This is a genomic window from Agrobacterium sp. AGB01, assembly GCF_014851585.1.
Lineage (GTDB): Bacteria > Pseudomonadota > Alphaproteobacteria > Rhizobiales > Rhizobiaceae > Agrobacterium.
The window spans coordinates 47,199-61,617 of the sequence record NZ_JACVAB010000007.1 but is presented as its reverse complement, the minus strand read 5'-3'; the positions used below and the strand labels follow the sequence as shown (position 1 = coordinate 61,617).

The 14,419-nt window shown below is 54.9% G+C and carries 16 protein-coding genes; 4 read left to right on the top strand and 12 right to left on the bottom strand.

Going from position 1 to position 14,419, the window contains the following annotated elements:
- Nucleotides 1–33: 33 nt before the first annotated feature.
- Genes IB237_RS21150 through IB237_RS21140 form a run of 3 tightly spaced genes read right to left on the bottom strand, consistent with a single transcriptional unit; the run spans nt 34 to nt 2,377 of the window.
- The gene (locus tag IB237_RS21150; protein ID WP_192490706.1) at nt 34–1,404 is read right to left on the bottom strand and encodes a HAMP domain-containing sensor histidine kinase; all 1,371 of its coding nucleotides are present in this window, start codon (nt 1,402–1,404) and stop codon (nt 34–36) included.
- Nucleotides 1,401–2,060 (bottom strand): response regulator transcription factor, encoded by a 660-nt coding sequence (locus tag IB237_RS21145; RefSeq protein ID WP_192490705.1) that lies wholly within the window; start codon nt 2,058–2,060, stop codon nt 1,401–1,403. The genes IB237_RS21150 and IB237_RS21145 overlap by 4 nt, the downstream gene beginning before the upstream one ends.
- Before the next feature lie 5 nt (nt 2,061–2,065).
- Entirely contained in the window at nt 2,066–2,377 is a 312-nt protein-coding gene (locus IB237_RS21140) for a PepSY domain-containing protein (RefSeq protein ID WP_210324052.1), read from the bottom strand.
- A gap of 133 nt (nt 2,378–2,510) precedes the next feature.
- Here IB237_RS21140 and IB237_RS21135 point away from each other — a divergent pair, with 133 nt between their 5' ends.
- The gene (locus IB237_RS21135; RefSeq protein WP_192490704.1) at nt 2,511–2,792 is read left to right on the top strand and encodes a PepSY domain-containing protein; all 282 of its coding nucleotides are present in this window, start codon (nt 2,511–2,513) and stop codon (nt 2,790–2,792) included.
- A 2-nt stretch (nt 2,793–2,794) separates the two neighbouring features.
- Here IB237_RS21135 and IB237_RS21130 read toward each other — a convergent pair whose 3' ends face one another.
- The 6 genes from IB237_RS21130 to IB237_RS21105 all read right to left on the bottom strand — a co-directional run bounded on the left by IB237_RS21130 (nt 2,795) and on the right by IB237_RS21105 (nt 9,958).
- Nucleotides 2,795–3,394 (bottom strand): histidine phosphatase family protein, encoded by a 600-nt coding sequence (locus IB237_RS21130; RefSeq protein ID WP_192490703.1) that lies wholly within the window; start codon nt 3,392–3,394, stop codon nt 2,795–2,797.
- Nucleotides 3,391–4,431, bottom strand: coding sequence for an ABC transporter ATP-binding protein (locus tag IB237_RS21125; RefSeq protein ID WP_192490702.1), 1,041 nt, complete (start codon nt 4,429–4,431; stop codon nt 3,391–3,393). The genes IB237_RS21130 and IB237_RS21125 overlap by 4 nt, the downstream gene beginning before the upstream one ends.
- Before the next feature lie 9 nt (nt 4,432–4,440).
- Nucleotides 4,441–6,168 (bottom strand): iron ABC transporter permease, encoded by a 1,728-nt coding sequence (locus tag IB237_RS21120; protein WP_192490701.1) that lies wholly within the window; start codon nt 6,166–6,168, stop codon nt 4,441–4,443.
- Nucleotides 6,169–6,339: 171 nt separating this feature from the next.
- Nucleotides 6,340–7,416, bottom strand: a complete 1,077-nt coding sequence (locus IB237_RS21115) for an ABC transporter substrate-binding protein (RefSeq protein WP_371815381.1) — start codon at nt 7,414–7,416, stop codon at nt 6,340–6,342.
- A 116-nt stretch (nt 7,417–7,532) separates the two neighbouring features.
- Nucleotides 7,533–8,390: a MurR/RpiR family transcriptional regulator gene (locus IB237_RS21110; RefSeq protein WP_192490699.1), complete on the bottom strand. Its 858-nt coding sequence runs from the start codon at nt 8,388–8,390 to the stop codon at nt 7,533–7,535.
- Nucleotides 8,391–8,527: 137 nt separating this feature from the next.
- Nucleotides 8,528–9,958 carry a diguanylate cyclase domain-containing protein gene (locus IB237_RS21105; protein WP_192490698.1) on the bottom strand — a complete coding sequence of 477 codons (1,431 nt, stop codon included), beginning with the start codon at nt 9,956–9,958 and terminating at the stop codon, nt 8,528–8,530.
- A gap of 362 nt (nt 9,959–10,320) precedes the next feature.
- Between IB237_RS21105 and IB237_RS21100 the strand changes: the two genes are divergently transcribed.
- A complete protein-coding gene (locus IB237_RS21100; protein WP_192490697.1) occupies nt 10,321–11,946 on the top strand; it encodes a SulP family inorganic anion transporter in 1,626 nt (541 codons plus the stop codon).
- On the top strand, nt 11,930–12,547 hold the full coding sequence (locus IB237_RS21095; RefSeq protein ID WP_192490921.1) for a ParB-like protein: 618 nt from the start codon (nt 11,930–11,932) through the stop codon (nt 12,545–12,547). Before IB237_RS21100 ends, IB237_RS21095 begins: the two co-directional genes overlap by 17 nt.
- A gap of 16 nt (nt 12,548–12,563) precedes the next feature.
- Here the strand turns inward: IB237_RS21095 and IB237_RS21090 are convergent, their stop codons facing one another.
- A complete protein-coding gene (locus IB237_RS21090) occupies nt 12,564–12,830 on the bottom strand; it encodes a hypothetical protein (RefSeq protein ID WP_192490696.1) in 267 nt (88 codons plus the stop codon).
- Between the two features lie 46 nt (nt 12,831–12,876).
- Nucleotides 12,877–13,557: a ribonuclease H gene (locus IB237_RS21085; protein ID WP_371815375.1), complete on the bottom strand. Its 681-nt coding sequence runs from the start codon at nt 13,555–13,557 to the stop codon at nt 12,877–12,879.
- Between the two features lie 32 nt (nt 13,558–13,589).
- On the opposite strand from IB237_RS21085, the gene IB237_RS21080 reads away from it, so the two are divergent.
- Nucleotides 13,590–14,024 (top strand): pyridoxamine 5'-phosphate oxidase family protein, encoded by a 435-nt coding sequence (locus tag IB237_RS21080; RefSeq protein WP_192490695.1) that lies wholly within the window; start codon nt 13,590–13,592, stop codon nt 14,022–14,024.
- A 51-nt stretch (nt 14,025–14,075) separates the two neighbouring features.
- On the opposite strand, the gene IB237_RS21075 is transcribed toward IB237_RS21080, so the two are convergent.
- A complete protein-coding gene (locus IB237_RS21075; RefSeq protein ID WP_192490919.1) occupies nt 14,076–14,288 on the bottom strand; it encodes a DUF2945 domain-containing protein in 213 nt (70 codons plus the stop codon).
- Between the last annotated feature and the right edge of the window lie 131 nt (nt 14,289–14,419).

Genomic DNA, 14,419 nt, shown 5'->3' with positions numbered 1-14,419 from the left:
GATCCATAGTGGCGGCTGTGACTGTGTTTGCATCTAATTACCGGGATAGTTTGTCGCGATCTCTTTAAAGAGCACTGTCGTCATCAGGCCGCTGCCCTGTCGGTTTTCGATGGACAGAACCAAGCCATAAACCTCACAGATTTCCTGTACGATCGATAGCCCAAAACCGCTCCCCGGTGTCTGACTGTCCAATCGTACACCGCGCTCGGTCATGCTACGGATTTTTTCCGGGTCAACCCCCGGGCCATCATCGGCGACGATTAAGCGGCCGTCTTTCCAGGTAATGGAAACCTGACCCACTGCCCATTTAACCGCGTTTTCCGTCAAATTCCCAATGAGTTCACGCAGGTCTTGCGCGTCAACGGGCACATCCGGCGGCGCGTTAATGTCGACTTGCCATTCAAGTGCCTCGGCTTTTGGTGTTCGCTGCAAGGTTTTGACGATTTGCCCGATGATTGTTTCGACATTGGCATCGGTTTGGCGCATGTCGGCATTGGTTACGATGCGGCTGCGTGCAAGTTCATGTTCGACATGGCCGCGCATCAATTGCACCAACTGTTCAATTTCCTCGGCGAGGTCCTGATGACCGCGCTCATGTAAGGTCAAAGCGTCATTGGAAAGTACGGTGAGCGGCGTCTTGAGTCCATGTGCAAGATCACCGGCACGGGCACGCGCCTTGCTAAGTGATTGCGCCTGTGTTTCCAGCAGGCGATTGACTGCTTGTTCCACTGGTACAAATTCAGCTGGCAAAGCACCAATGAGACGCCCGCTATGGCGTTCCCTGATGCGGTCCAGTCCTTTGGTTAGGTCGGCCAGTGGCTTCAGACCGTAGACTACCTGCACCAGCGAAGCGCCAATCAGGAAAGCCGCAAGTCCGGCAAGGTAAGGAAGGATTTCAAGCGTAAATCCACGGCTTGCATCATCCAGTGCCTTCGTGTCTATAGCCACCGAAATTTGAACTGGCTTCAGACCGCTTGGCGCACTGACCATGATCTGACGTTCCAGCACAATCAGTCTGGTATTCTCTGGCCCATTGGCAACGTAACGATGTACGGCACCGTCATCCGGCAGATCCGCCGGTCGTGGAAGACTGGTGTCCCAAAGGGATTCCGAGCGATAAAGCGCAGGCTGGGGAGGGTCACCGATCTGCCAGTAAAGCCCGCTATATGCCTGCGAGAAACGTCGATCCATCAAGCCAAGTGGATGTTCTAGTCCACCGTCGGCGCTCACGCGTATCGAGCCGGCAATGGTGTTGATATGCCCTTTCAGTTCGTCTTCCAGCCGGCCTTCAAGATTGCTTGAGAATATCGATGTCATGAACAAGGCTGCCAAAGCCAGTGCCAGGGGCACGACAATCAGCGATACCAGTAAGAATCGAGCACGGATGGAAAGCGGTCGCTTCATGCCTTGTCAATCCTGTAGCCATAACCACGGCGGGTGGTGATGACCTGCTTGCCAAACTTCTTGCGCAGTCGGCCGATCAGAACTTCCACGGAATTGCTGTCACGCTCAAAATCCTGCGCGTATAGCTGTTCGGTCAACTCCAGTTGCGAGACGTGTCGCTCCGCATTGGCCATCAGGTAGTGAAGGCAGCGATATTCAAGGGGTGTGACATCGACAGGTTCGGTATCGAGCGAAACAGTGCGGCTACGGGGATCGACCCTGATCCGACCCGCCGTCAGGATTGGGCTTGCCGTATGTTGGGATCGACGCATGATGGCCCGCAGGCGGGCCAACAGTTCTGCCATATGAAAGGGTTTGACGAGGTAGTCGTCGGCACCGGCGTCAATTCCCTCGACCCGCTCTTCCCAATTACTGCGTGCGGTCAGAATGAGAACGGGTAAAGCGCGCTCATCCCTTCGCCAGCGTTTCAGGATGGAAAGGCCATCGAGGCTCGGCAGACCAAGATCGAGCACGACAGCGGCAAATTCCTCGCTGTCGCCACGATACCAGCCACTCTCGCCATCGCTTTCATGCTCGACGAGATAGCCCGCCCGTGAAAGGTGCAGGGTTACGTCGCGGGCAATTCGCAAATCATCTTCAACAAGCAAAACCCGCATTGGCCTCAATCGTCGTCATCAACATCGAGAATAGTGCCATCCTTAGCGTCCATCTCAATCTCGTAAAGCCGGCCATTGGCCTGCAACACTTTGAACTCGTAAATGAAGCGGCCATCATCTTCGTCAAGTTCCACCTTTATGATGTCGCCCGGATAGGATATGCGCAGCTTTTCCTGCAATACGGAGAGTGGTAGCACATCACCGCGTTTTACCGCATCACGCAAACGATCAAGATCCTTTGCCGTGGCATTGACGGGTGCCAGGATCAGCACCAGCATGCATGCTACGGGCAAGAAATGGAAAATACGGTTCAACATGCTGCCGACATTAGCATTCTCAAACTGACAATTCGCTGACAAAGTCTGTCAGTTATCGCTCAGGGCACGCCGCATAGGGTTGTGGCATCAAACGGGCAGAGGTTGCCCACCAACCCTGAAAGGATGACCGACCATGAAGACTCTCGTTATCGCCGCAGCGCTTGCCACCACTGCATTGGTCTCTACCGCCTACGCCGATGATCGGCACGATCGCCACTGCGGCAATGTCCAGATCGACAAGTGGATGAGTGAAGCACAGATCCGCGAACGTGCCACCGCTCTTGGTATTGAGGTGCGTGAAGTCGACATCGATGACGGCTGCTACGAAATTGAAGGCCGTAACAAGGACGGCCGCCGTATCGAAGTGCGTTTTCATCCTGAGACTGGTGAGCAGGTCTCCGTCGACGGAGATTGATCTCAGTCCGGTGCGTCAAGGATGGGGGCAAAGGTTGTGGCGTTGAAAACCTCCAGCCTTGCCTCGCCCTTTGGAAAGGCAAGAATTGTCAGACTTGCTGGTCCAACCGGGATAATACTCTTAGGGGCAAGATCCAAAGCGCTGTCGAGTGCAGCGCGGATTACGCCTCCATGGCAAACCATCAAAACCGTCTCGGCATCTGTGTTTAGGGTCTGCTCAATCACATGGCCAATGCGGATGCGAAATTGGGCCCAGATCTCACCATTCTCAGGTGCGAAGGTACCTGCGCGCCAAGCGGCATAGGCGTCTGGCGTTTCCGACATCAGTTGGGCAATGTCCACACCCGTCCATGCACCGACATTCTGTTCCCGCAGCAATGGCTCCCTGATTGCGTCGGCATGGCCGAGCAGGGCGGCGGTATCTGCAGCGCGTTTCAGGTCAGAGGTAAGCACCATGTCGGGGTTGAAGCTGGCAACCATGGGAGCCAAGGCACGCGCCTGTTGTTCACCGCGCGCGGAAAGCTCGATATCCGCCTGCCCTTGCAGGCGACGAGCGGCGTTCCATTCACTTTCGCCGTGGCGGACCAGAAGTATGCGTTTCATGAAATGCGTGTTCCTTGTGTGTCGAAAATTGCCGCTGGAGCGGTTGGAAGGCGGAAGTATAATTTACCGGATTGCCGCGATAGGCGGTCGGAGATGGCGGTGATGCGGTGGCTGTTGACGATACCGGTAATCAGAAATCGTCCAGCCATCGGGACGACCTCTGCCAACACCGCTTCAAATGTTCGTGGGCCCAACTCGTCAGCAAGCTCTATCTGTTCTGCCCGCACCATGGCGTGGCCACTGTAGCTGCGCAGCAAAGGGTCCGGCAGGGTGCCGAACCACTTTCCATCGTCAATGGGAATGAGATTGGCAGGCGGCGTGCCGACGAAACCGGCAACGAAGGCGGAGGCCGGTTCTGCAAGCAACCGCTCTGGCGCATCGAACTGCTCGATACGACCGTGGTTCATCACAGCCACATGGGTTGCCATTGTCATTGCTTCAACCTGATCATGCGTGACGTAGACGGCCGTGGCGCCTGTTGCCGCGTGAACTTTGAGAAGCTCGAAGCGCATCTCCACCCGCAATGTGGCGTCGAGATTGGAGAGAGGCTCGTCGAATAACATGATTTTTGGCCGGGGAGCGATCATGCGTGCAAGGGCGACACGCTGTTGCTGCCCACCGGAAATTTCGCCGGGATACCGGTTAGCGAGTTTTTCAATTCCAAGCATTTCCATGGCTTCCAGCACACGGGTGCGCCGTTGCTCACCAGCCAGTTTGGCAATCTTGAGCGGCCATTCGATGTTGCCAGCAACGGTCATATGCGGCCAGAGGGCGTAGGATTGGAACACCAGACCGGCATTGCGCTCTGCTGGCGGTAACGAGTTGCCAGTGTCGCCATCTGCGACAAGCGTATCACCAAATAGCATTTTGCCTGATGTTGGTTGATCGAGACCGGCAAGCATCCGCAACATCGTGCTTTTGCCGCACCCTGATGGGCCGAGAAGCACAAGAAATGCACCGTCTGGCACAGAGAAACTGACGTTGGACACGGCATTGGATGTGCCAAAGGATTTTGAGATATTGTCGAGCGAAATCAAAATTTTGCCTCAGCTGAAGGATTGGCGGCGGCGGCCGCGCAGCAGGGTTGCAGCGCCGGTGGCCAGCATGGAAATGATCAGGATGACCAGCGTCACAGCATTGGCGAACTGGTGGAAGCCATCCGACGCATAGGAGTAGGACAGGACGGCCAACAGTGGTGATGTCGGTGTGTAAAGCAGAATGGTGATTGCAAGATCGCCAATGACGTTGACGAAGGTGATCAGTAGGCCAGCCACAAGACCACGTGCCGCTAGCGGTAGAGTGATGGCACCCAGTCGGCGGAAGAAACCGGCGCCGGTCATGCGGGCGGCCTCGTCAATGTCGCCGGAAATCTGCGCCACAGTTGCCCGCCCGGTCTGCACGGCAAAGGGCAACATGGCGGCGGTCAAGGCCAAGCCCAAGAGTAGTTTTGTGCCGTAAAGTGCCGGCAAGGGACCAATCGGCGCGCCGTAAAGTGCTATGTAGGCAGCCGCAAAAGCAATACCAGGCAGCAGCATCGGCAGGAAGCTGAGTTGGGAAACAACATTGCTGAGAACCGGCACTTTCTGTTGCGTCAGGGCGACGGCGATCAGTGTTCCGATAATGTTGGCAGCAAGTGCTACCGATGCTCCCAGGATCAGCGTTGTGGTCAGTGCCGAGATAAGCTGCGGATTATGAACGATACCCGGTTGGCCACGGGCAAATGCAGGGTTGGCGTCACCAATCCAATAATGCATCGTCCAGTCCGAAAACAGTGCCAGCGATGAGGGCGCAAGGCTTGCTGCCACCAGAAGCAGGATCGGTAAAATGGTGGTGAGGACACAGATGATCCAAGTAATCAGCGTCAGCGGTATGCGTGCACTGCCGAGTGTTGTGCGGCGGGGCACCGCGCCCTTACCGCCAATCGTCACGAAGTTGCGGCGACCCGACAGCATGCGGTTGCCAAGTCCAAGGAAGATCGCAGAAATGCCGATCAGCAATATGGCGAGCACGTAACCGCGCTCCGTCTGGCCGATTTCGATCATGCCGAACAGCCGCGTCGATAGTGTTTGCATACGAACGGGCAATCCAAGCAGTGCTGGTGCTGCGAAATTGGAAACCGCTCCGGCAAAGGCAAGAGAACCGCCAGCAATAATGGCGGGTGTTACCACCGGCAGTACAATGCCGAACAGGATACGTTTGCGTGATGCACCGGTCATTTGTGCGGCTTCAACAAGATCACCATTAATGGCGGCAAGCGCTGCTGCAATGACGGTAAACGCCAGTGCATAGTAATGTGCAATCAATACGATGATCGTTGGTGTCATACCCCATGACAACCAGTCAGGGACAGAAAAACCCCATCCTTCCAGCAAGCCGCCGCCACCGCCAACACGGCCGTTGCGAAACACGGTGCCCCAGGCGAGCGCTGTTGCGAAACTAGGGATCATGAAGGGCAGTGACGCCATAAATGCGATGACCGGCCGCCCGGGAACGTCAGTCATCACAACCAGCCAGGCCAGAAAACCACCCAGCACAACACAGCCACCAGCCACACCCAGGCCAATGACCATGGTGTTGAATGTCGGGCGCCAAAACAGGTTCTGCGACAGTCGGCTTGCCAGGACATCGCCCCATGCGGACGCCGAGGGGTAAATGGTTTGCGCCAGAATGGTCACCAGTGGGGCTGCGACCAGACCGACAAGTACAAGTGCCATGACAAGCGTCAGGCCACGTTTGTTGAGTGCTGAACCAATCGGTCCGCTCAGGGATTTCATGTGGTACTCCAAGGGCATTCCTGTGTGCCCGATAGTCCTTGTTCAACGAGCCAGCCTGCATCACCAAACGGCGATAGACCGTGGCAGCTCCTGGCAAACAACCCTCTCCCCGTTGACTGGGAGAGGGCCTTTGTCTCGTGAGGTGCAATCCCTGTCGTCACCTTACAGTTCTCACTGCAATGCGAGAATGAAGTCCGCCACATTGGCACGGATTTTGGCGGTTTCTGCCGGTGCAATTTGCCAGCCCTTGAAATCTGCGAGTGGGATGGCATCCTTGTGTGGCGTGATATCGGAACGTGTCGCCCAGTCACCGGCTACATAGAAGGGCTTGAAACCCTCGCCGCCGTTTTTGCTGTCGTCACCCATAAGGAAGTCGACAGCGAGTCGGGCTGCAGCCGGGTTGGCCTGCTTGGAGTTCAACGCCAGAAATGCAGGAAAAACAATGCCGTTAGACGGTGTGACGTCGTTAGCGACTTGCAACGCCCAACCTTCATCATCATTGTCGCGGCGGTCAGAATAGCTGGTGAAGCCGATTGGTGGCTTTTCCTGCCCCTTTGCGCCGATGGCCTTGTTGACGTCATCGGTGGAGCCGACAAGAACGAGATCATTGGCAAAGAGAGCGCTGATGAACTGCTCACCTGCATTTTCGTTACCATCGGTGAGCGCAATTGCTTTACCGAATGCGGCTTCGTAGGATTTTGCCATCTCGTCCGACTTCAGGACGATTTCGGTCATCAGGTCGAGGTAGTCCCCGCGTTGCAACGGATCGACCATAATGACGCGACCTTTCCATTCCGGTTTTGTCAAGTCCCAAAGGTTTTTGATGGGCGAACCATCCGGATGGGCTTCTTCATTATACATCAGCACTTTGGTGGAAAGGCGCTGCGCCAGCAGTGGTGATTTGTATTGATCGGCAACAGTGCCTGCGACGCGTGGCGGCACATAGGAAACCACCAGATTGTTGGCCAACAATTCTGTCAAAACGACAGGGGCATCGGAGATGTAGATGACATCGGCGCCCGGGAGACCTGCCTGCGCTTCACTCTTGATCCGGGCGATCTGCTCGGTCGAGGACATGTCGAACGTCACCATGTCAATTCCGGGATAGGCAGCCTCGAAGGCTTTTTCAACCCGACCAATGCGGCTTGTGAAGGCGTAAACTATAACCTTTCCTTCCTGCTTGGCCTGCGGCAGCAGGTCGGCAGCAGTCTTGGCGTTGAGGTCTTCGGCGAAGGTAGCGGTTGCCATGAGGCATGAAACGGCAGTGGCAATGAAGCGGCGCATGAAAAACTCCTTTGATGGGTCTGCGCCGTTTGTAGTGTTTTCTTGCTACAATTTTATGACGTGCAAGTTGTCTTGCAAATCTATCCTTCAAACTGTGCAATTAGGCTGCCAAGGCGGTCGAGAGCCGCAAGTGCGTCGGGCCCTCGCCGTTCCGCCAATGCCAGTATGATAGCGTTACAGACCGCCATTGGCACCGTTAACGTTTGGAAGCTGTTGGGCATGCCAGCACGCGGTGCAGAAAGCAGCACATCAGGGCTTGGTGTCAGGGACGGGCCGATGGTGCCGGAAATGACGACTGTCGAAGCACCGGTGTCGGCAGCAACCTGCATCAGTTGCTCGTAATCCGGTGGTTGGCGGCGGAAGGCAAAGATCAGCAGAGTGTCATGCTGAGACAGCGTCAGCATCTGTTCTGCAAGATCACGCCGGCTGCCTGCCAGCGGGTGACTGTCGATGCCAAGTCGCCGTAGACGGCGCTCCATCAGCACGGACAATACTTCGGCATTGCCCTGCCCGTAGATGAAGACGCGGTGGCGATCGAGTTTTTCGGCAGCTTCGAGAACATGGCTGTCGCTCAGATGATCAGCAATTCCGGACAAGGCTGCAATTTCGCTTGCAACAAGGAGCGGCAGAAAACCTTGCGCGCGCGCGTCGGTCAGTGTCGCGGAAATGCGTTCAGCGGGATCGGCAACCTTGAGGAATTCGCGGCGCAATTCGTCGCGAAACTCGGCGTAGGAGGCAAACCCGAGTTTACGAGCCAGACGGGATGTTGTTGCTTCATGCACACCCAGCCGCGCTGCAAATTCGCTCGACGTGCCGATAGCGACCTCGCGTGGGGCTTTCAAAAGTTCTGAGATCAATTTCTGTTCGGTGGCTGTCAGGGTGCCAGCAACGGCCTGAACGCGCTCCACCAGCGCTAATGTCGCGTCAATCTTCGGCATGGGTGTCCCAAACGATATGCACTTGCATTCGGGCTATCGTAACGGCGCGGCCAAAGCAACTGTCTGACAAAGTGACATGCGTTAAGCCGTGGCCGAAAGATCGATTTGGATCACGGCGATCTCCGCGAGGTGATGCCTTAGGCGTAAGCGGCAAGCAAGTTGCGCGGTGTCTCACTCTGCGTCAGCGATGAGTAGGTGACGACCGTACCACGACCTCTGGCTTTGGCAGCGTAAAGGGCGGTGTCTGCCTGCTTAAGGGCCTGATCACACGTATTGGCCAGGTTGATGTGAATGTCGCTGAGGCCAAAAGATGCATCAACAACCACCTCAGCACCATGAATGATGTATGGCTCGGACAAATGGGAGGATAATTTGCGGCAACGCCATTCGGCGCCCTCCAGAGATGATGCAGGCATGAATACGACAAACTCATCGCCGCCCAAGCGGAAGGCAACGTCGTTTTCACGGCCATTTGCCTGCAGGCGCTCAGCTACCTGTTTCAACAGTTCGTCACCGGCAGCATGGCCATGACGATCATTGACGCACTTGAAGCCGTCGAGATCAACGCACGCCACGACCAGATCACCCGGAACAGCGAGCCTTTTGAATTCGCTTTCCAGCATCGCGCGATTGGGCAGTCCGGTTAGAAAGTCGTGGGTTGCGGCGTGGCGCATATTTTGTTCTGCAGTTACCAACGACACTGCGGCGCGTTGTGAGAGCCTTGCAACAAAGAAACCACCGACGACCAGAACGATGATGACGGCCGATATAAGCGGCAGAGACTGGCGCATCAGATCACGCGCAGGCGTTGGAGGATGCCAGGAAAGCACTTCGGATTGACCGTTGAGGCCAACGGCAATCTCGACCCGCGCATGCCCTGACGGGACCAGATCCATAGGGCCGATCACCGCATCATCAAGCAAAAAACGTGTGCCGACAAATTCCTGCAAGCTGCCAGCAATCGGCGTTGCCGATACCAGAATGGGGGCGGTCTTGCCGCGCGGAATAGCCGTCTTGAAATCAGGTTGGAAAAGGCTGGCAGTCAGCAGAACCGCGTCGGTTCCGATGACTTCGATCTTGCTGAGCGCAATCGGTGCCGGAATTCCATCTGTCGTGACAGAATTTTCCCGGGCGCGAATGCTTTCAACAAGGCTTTGTGCGTCCTTGCCTATTGCCTCTGCACCGCGTGCAAAGAAAGGTCGTTCCTGCACTTCCTCTGCTGTTCTTGAATAGATCATCTTGCCATCGGCATCTAGGATGGAGGCGAAACGTGTTCTCGACGTGCCAATCAGTGAGCGACCAATGTTGCGGTCCGTCCACTCGAAATCAAATGCGTTGTCGATTTTGGCGATGGATTCGTCCCAGATCGTCCACGCCGTCAGGGCGAACTCAACGTCTTCGATCCAGATAAAGATGTTTCTCTTTACCAAGGTTTCCTGACGCTCCCGGACGTCTGCATCCAGGCGCTCCATTCCATAATAAGGAATGGTCGCCAGCCCCATGATAAGAATGGCGATAAGTATGAGCGCGGGGCCTACCAATTTGAATTGGGTGAAGCGCGTGGTCACTGTAGATATCCTGATGGCGTTTGAACGCCGATATCTTCGCCTCGGGGCGCTTTCTGAACCGTTACTTTAGGCAGTTTTTATCTGTTTGGGTTAACGCATTTCACCGTGGGTCTCCCGACGTTTGTAATCACCGGCAGTTTAAGTGCGCCTGTGCTCGTCAGCTTCACACAATTGAAAACTATATAAGCATATTCTGATTTTTCAGAGTATTTGATCCTGCGTGGCGACCTGCTTTAACTGCTGGAATGCAGCCTGTTTTGCGGTCTGGATTTTCATCGGGAATTCAAGTTAGTCTTCATCCCTAAAGTGCATGGGGATGGTCTGTCTTCGCGTAAGGACTTCGCCGATGATCAAGGTGCTACGTGACTAACAAAGGGCGGGATATTCTCGCAGGGCTCTCTGTCGCTGGCCTCATGCTTCCCGAGGCTATTGCCTATTCCGGCATTGCCGGGGTCCCTCCTCAACACGCTCTCTACGCTGCTGTTGCAGGCTGTCTGGTTTATGCGGTCCTCGGGCGTAGTCGGTTTGCGATCATCTCACCGACCTCTTCGTCCGCAGCGATATTGGCTGCCATGCTGGTCGCGCTGGTCCCTGAGCCCGGACAAAAAATGCTGCTGGTTGCCGTGGTGGTGTTTTTTGTCGGGCTGTTGTTTCTGGCAGCAGGCATGTTGAAACTCGGTGCACTCTCCAGTGTGATTTCTAGGCCGGTGCTGCGCGGGTTCACCTTTGGCCTCGCCATACTGATTACCTTGAAACAGTTCCCAGTGATTTCAGGGATGTCAACCACAGGGGCCGGCACTTTTGAGGCGATCTGGCGCATCATGACCAACCCGGGTCAGTGGAACACATATAGCCTTTTGGTTGCGGCCGCAGTTCTGGCCTTTCTATTGGCCACGCGGCGGATTCCACAATTGCCGGCAAGCCTCGTCGTACTGGCACTTATTATCCCCGTTTCAATACTGCTTAATCTGCAGGAAAAAGGCGTTGCTATCGTTGGATCAATCGATCTGTCGGGGATATGGGGCAGCTTCACGGCGATCTCGTTTGATGAACTTTCCCACGTGGCGCGCTTTGCACCACCTTTGGTACTGATCCTGTTTGCGGAATCCTGGGGTACAATACGAGGATTGTCGCTCAGGCATGGTGAGAATGTCGATGCGAACAGCGAACTGAAAACACTCGGCATTGCAAACATTGCCAGTGCCGCTTTGCAGGGAATGCCGGTAGGCGCCGGGTTTTCCGCAGGGGCCGCCAGTGAAGCCGCCAATCCGCAGACGCGGTTTGCCTCTGCGGTTGCCGCCGTTGGACTGGCAATCCTCTGTCTGGTGGCGTCCACATGGTTTGCTTACATTCCTCAAGCGGCACTTTCCGCAATCATCATCATCGCCCTGCTCCATGCACTTGATCCCTCTCCGCTGATCAGGTTGTGGCGCTTGAAACACGACCTTATCCTTGCTCTTGGTGCAACGGCGGGCGTGCTGTTTTTTGGTGTTTTGGATGGCATGTTAGCGGCCATCGTGCTGTCGTTTGCCGTATTCCTGCGTCGACTATCATCACCCCTTGTCATGGTTCTGGGTCGGCTAGGCAGTAGCCATAATTTCGTAGACTTGAAACGGCACCCGGATGCCGAGGCTCCGGCGGGCATTATGGTTTTGCGCCCGGCGCAGCCACTATTTTTTGGCAATGCAGAACCGATCTTTGCCGACACCACACGATTGATCCTTGCAAATTCTGATACAAAGACTGCCATTGTCAGTCTGGAAGAAACAATTGAGCTTGATACGACAGCACTTGATGCGTTGCTGGAGTTCGATGCCAACCTGCGCAAGCGCAATATCACCATTCGTTATGCCCGAATGCATGACGCGGTGCGTGACATGTTGGCACGTGGTGGCGGTGACGATTTATTACGCCGTGCAAATTATAGTGTCGATGATGCCGTTACTGTTCTTGAAAAAAAAGGGAGCAGACATGACGCATATTTATGAACCCCGGCTCACCCGTACGGAGATTACAAAATTGCGACCGACCCAGATTACGGTCGGCTTTCGCGAGGTAGAGCTGAAAAGAAAAGAGTGGCGGGAAACAGCCCAGACAAGGGGCGATGGCTTTCTTGGCCATCATATCGTCCCTGTCGTTGCTGGCCCCAAAGGCAGATTGTTCCTTGTTGATCATCATCATCTTGTCCGTGCGCTGCAGGAGGAAGGCGTTGAACATGTCCTGACCAGTGTTGTCAGCGATCTCGCGCACCTGGAGAAAGACGAGTTCTGGTCGGTGATGGACCATAAAAATCTGATCTATCCATTTGATGTTGCTGGCCTGCGACGGCACACTGACGACATTCCGAAAAAGGTCGAGGATCTCAAAGACGACCCTTTTAGATCTCTCGCCGGTTATCTACGGATGGCCGGAGGATTTGCCAAAGTCGCAGTTCCGTTTTCGGAATTTGTCTGGGCCGATTTTCTACGGCGCCGTATCGGCCTCGATTATGTCAATCGCGCCTTTGATGAGGCCTTGGCGACAGCGATGAAGCTGGCGAAATCGGCTGAGGCACGGCATCTTCCGGGGTGGTGTGCCATTGAGCAATGAGCGGCTTGTTTTGGAATTATTGATCCGGTTGCCCAGTTTCCCTTTGTTGCTGCAGCAGGTCACGCCAACGTTTGACGTAGCCATCCACAAAACGCGGTTGAATACCTTCGACGGACATTTTTTCTGCCAATATTTCCAGATCGAAATCCTCTAGACGAGTTTCTGGCGGATAATGTTTCAGCGTATATTTGAAGGTCTCTTCCCAACTGCGCCGCACGCCCACGGAAGCGTCTTCGATATGGGGGCGATACCCTTGTATGAGTTCTGCCAGGGTCATGTTCATAGAGATCCAGCTTCCAGGGATTTGCGACGATCGATACTTCGGCGGATTAGGGTGGTGACGTTTTTCCGGCAGCCCGCGCCATTCTGTCCACCATCTCGTTGCCCTCGATGCCGGAATGTGCCTTACACCATTCTATCTCAATGGTTGGATGACGCAGGAGAAACCCGTCCAGTTTTTTCCAAAGCTCTGCATCAGGTATCTGCCTTTTCCATGCCCGCTGATTTGGGTTGATACGTTTCCAGCCATTGCCGCGCCAGATCGCCCGCCAGTGCCGGCATCCTTCGACAACATGCACGGAGTCGGTTCGCACAACGACTTGCCTGCCCTGCGCATGGCCATCCACCCACATTATTGCGTTCGTGACGGCCAGCACTTCAAATGTATTGTTGGTCAGGCCAGCGTCGTTCCCGTGAGCCGAATGAATGAGTTGTCCTGCTTCATACACGACAAAGGCCCAGCCGCCTGTCTGGGTCGCAGGATCATAAGAGCCATCAGCGTATATTATTAGCTGGTCGAACATGAAGACATTTCGCAAGTTTCTGCCTGCAACAACAGGCAATTTGTGTGATTGCACTTTGGCGCCACCGCCGCAACCGCTGAACACCATTATCTGGCCCTCTTGGCGATGGAACGGATGACGAGTGGAACGGTTACATCTGTCTGCGCCGTCATGAGTGATTTTTTCAAAAATCCTGAATGAATGGCGCGTCGGCATGGCCTTTGCCATCCATCGCGGGAGGAGCGATTATGACGACAACGATGAACATGGAAAATCTATCAAAATATATCCGCAAAATTGACTTCTGCATGATGTGCACACGCCGTGAGGATGGGCGAATTGCTACCCGGCCCATGAGCAATAATGGTGACGTCGAGTATGACGGGGATTCGTGGTTTTTTACCTACGACGACACGTCAAAAATTTCCGAAATCAACAGGGACCGCAGTGTTACGCTGACCTTTAGCGAGCCGCCCAGTCTGCTTGGCAAACCGGGAATATTTATCTCCATTGACGGCGTCGCTGAAATTATCAGAGATCGCAGCTACTTTGCAGAGCATTGGACAAATGGCCTCGATCACTGGTTTCCTGACGGTATCGAAACGCCCGGACTTGCACTTTTGAAGGTCAGTGCCGAGGTGATCCAGTATTGGGACGGCGAGGAAAACGGGAAGATCAATCTCGTTGGTAGCTGATACGCAGTGACCTGTGTGGATCGGGAGGCGGAAGCAAGACCCGTAGCCGCGTCAACTCAACTTGCGGAGTTGATCGGGCTTGTGGGCGGCCCGCTTTCCTGATTTCTCACTTTCCACGATATATTGCGGATCGTCGGGTGTCGCCTTGACCGGATGATCTTTTATCTTGGTTGCTGAGGTCTGTTTTCGGACAACCTTACCCTTGGTTTCACCCTGACTTGTGTTCCAGGCGACCTTGTCACCCTTACTCAAAGACTTCACCATCATCTCGTTTCCTTACGTGATGAGCCGGCAACGAAGTTGCTACCGCTCCCAGGATTGCAAACGGCATGTGTGGCAGGTGGGTTCCTGAATAATTCCGGTCATCGTCATCCGAAGCCTATTCACATATGGAG

What these genes read in the sequence shown, in the direction of transcription:
- IB237_RS21095 (WP_192490921.1), top strand. Translation starts at nt 11,930, where the DNA reads ATGACGCATATTTATGAACCCCGGCTCACCCGTACGGAGATTACAAAA.
- IB237_RS21075 (WP_192490919.1), bottom strand. Translation starts at nt 14,288, where the DNA reads ATGGTGAAGTCTTTGAGTAAGGGTGACAAGGTCGCCTGGAACACAAGT.
- IB237_RS21090 (WP_192490696.1), bottom strand. Translation starts at nt 12,830, where the DNA reads ATGAACATGACCCTGGCAGAACTCATACAAGGGTATCGCCCCCATATC.
- IB237_RS21145 (WP_192490705.1), bottom strand. Translation starts at nt 2,060, where the DNA reads ATGCGGGTTTTGCTTGTTGAAGATGATTTGCGAATTGCCCGCGACGTA.
- IB237_RS21085 (WP_371815375.1), bottom strand. Translation starts at nt 13,557, where the DNA reads ATGGCAAAGGCCATGCCGACGCGCCATTCATTCAGGATTTTTGAAAAA.
- IB237_RS21115 (WP_371815381.1), bottom strand. Translation starts at nt 7,416, where the DNA reads ATGGCAACCGCTACCTTCGCCGAAGACCTCAACGCCAAGACTGCTGCC.
- IB237_RS21080 (WP_192490695.1), top strand. Translation starts at nt 13,590, where the DNA reads ATGAACATGGAAAATCTATCAAAATATATCCGCAAAATTGACTTCTGC.
- IB237_RS21135 (WP_192490704.1), top strand. Translation starts at nt 2,511, where the DNA reads ATGAAGACTCTCGTTATCGCCGCAGCGCTTGCCACCACTGCATTGGTC.
- IB237_RS21140 (WP_210324052.1), bottom strand. Translation starts at nt 2,377, where the DNA reads ATGTTGAACCGTATTTTCCATTTCTTGCCCGTAGCATGCATGCTGGTG.
- IB237_RS21110 (WP_192490699.1), bottom strand. Translation starts at nt 8,390, where the DNA reads ATGCCGAAGATTGACGCGACATTAGCGCTGGTGGAGCGCGTTCAGGCC.
- IB237_RS21120 (WP_192490701.1), bottom strand. Translation starts at nt 6,168, where the DNA reads ATGAAATCCCTGAGCGGACCGATTGGTTCAGCACTCAACAAACGTGGC.
- IB237_RS21130 (WP_192490703.1), bottom strand. Translation starts at nt 3,394, where the DNA reads ATGAAACGCATACTTCTGGTCCGCCACGGCGAAAGTGAATGGAACGCC.
- IB237_RS21150 (WP_192490706.1), bottom strand. Translation starts at nt 1,404, where the DNA reads ATGAAGCGACCGCTTTCCATCCGTGCTCGATTCTTACTGGTATCGCTG.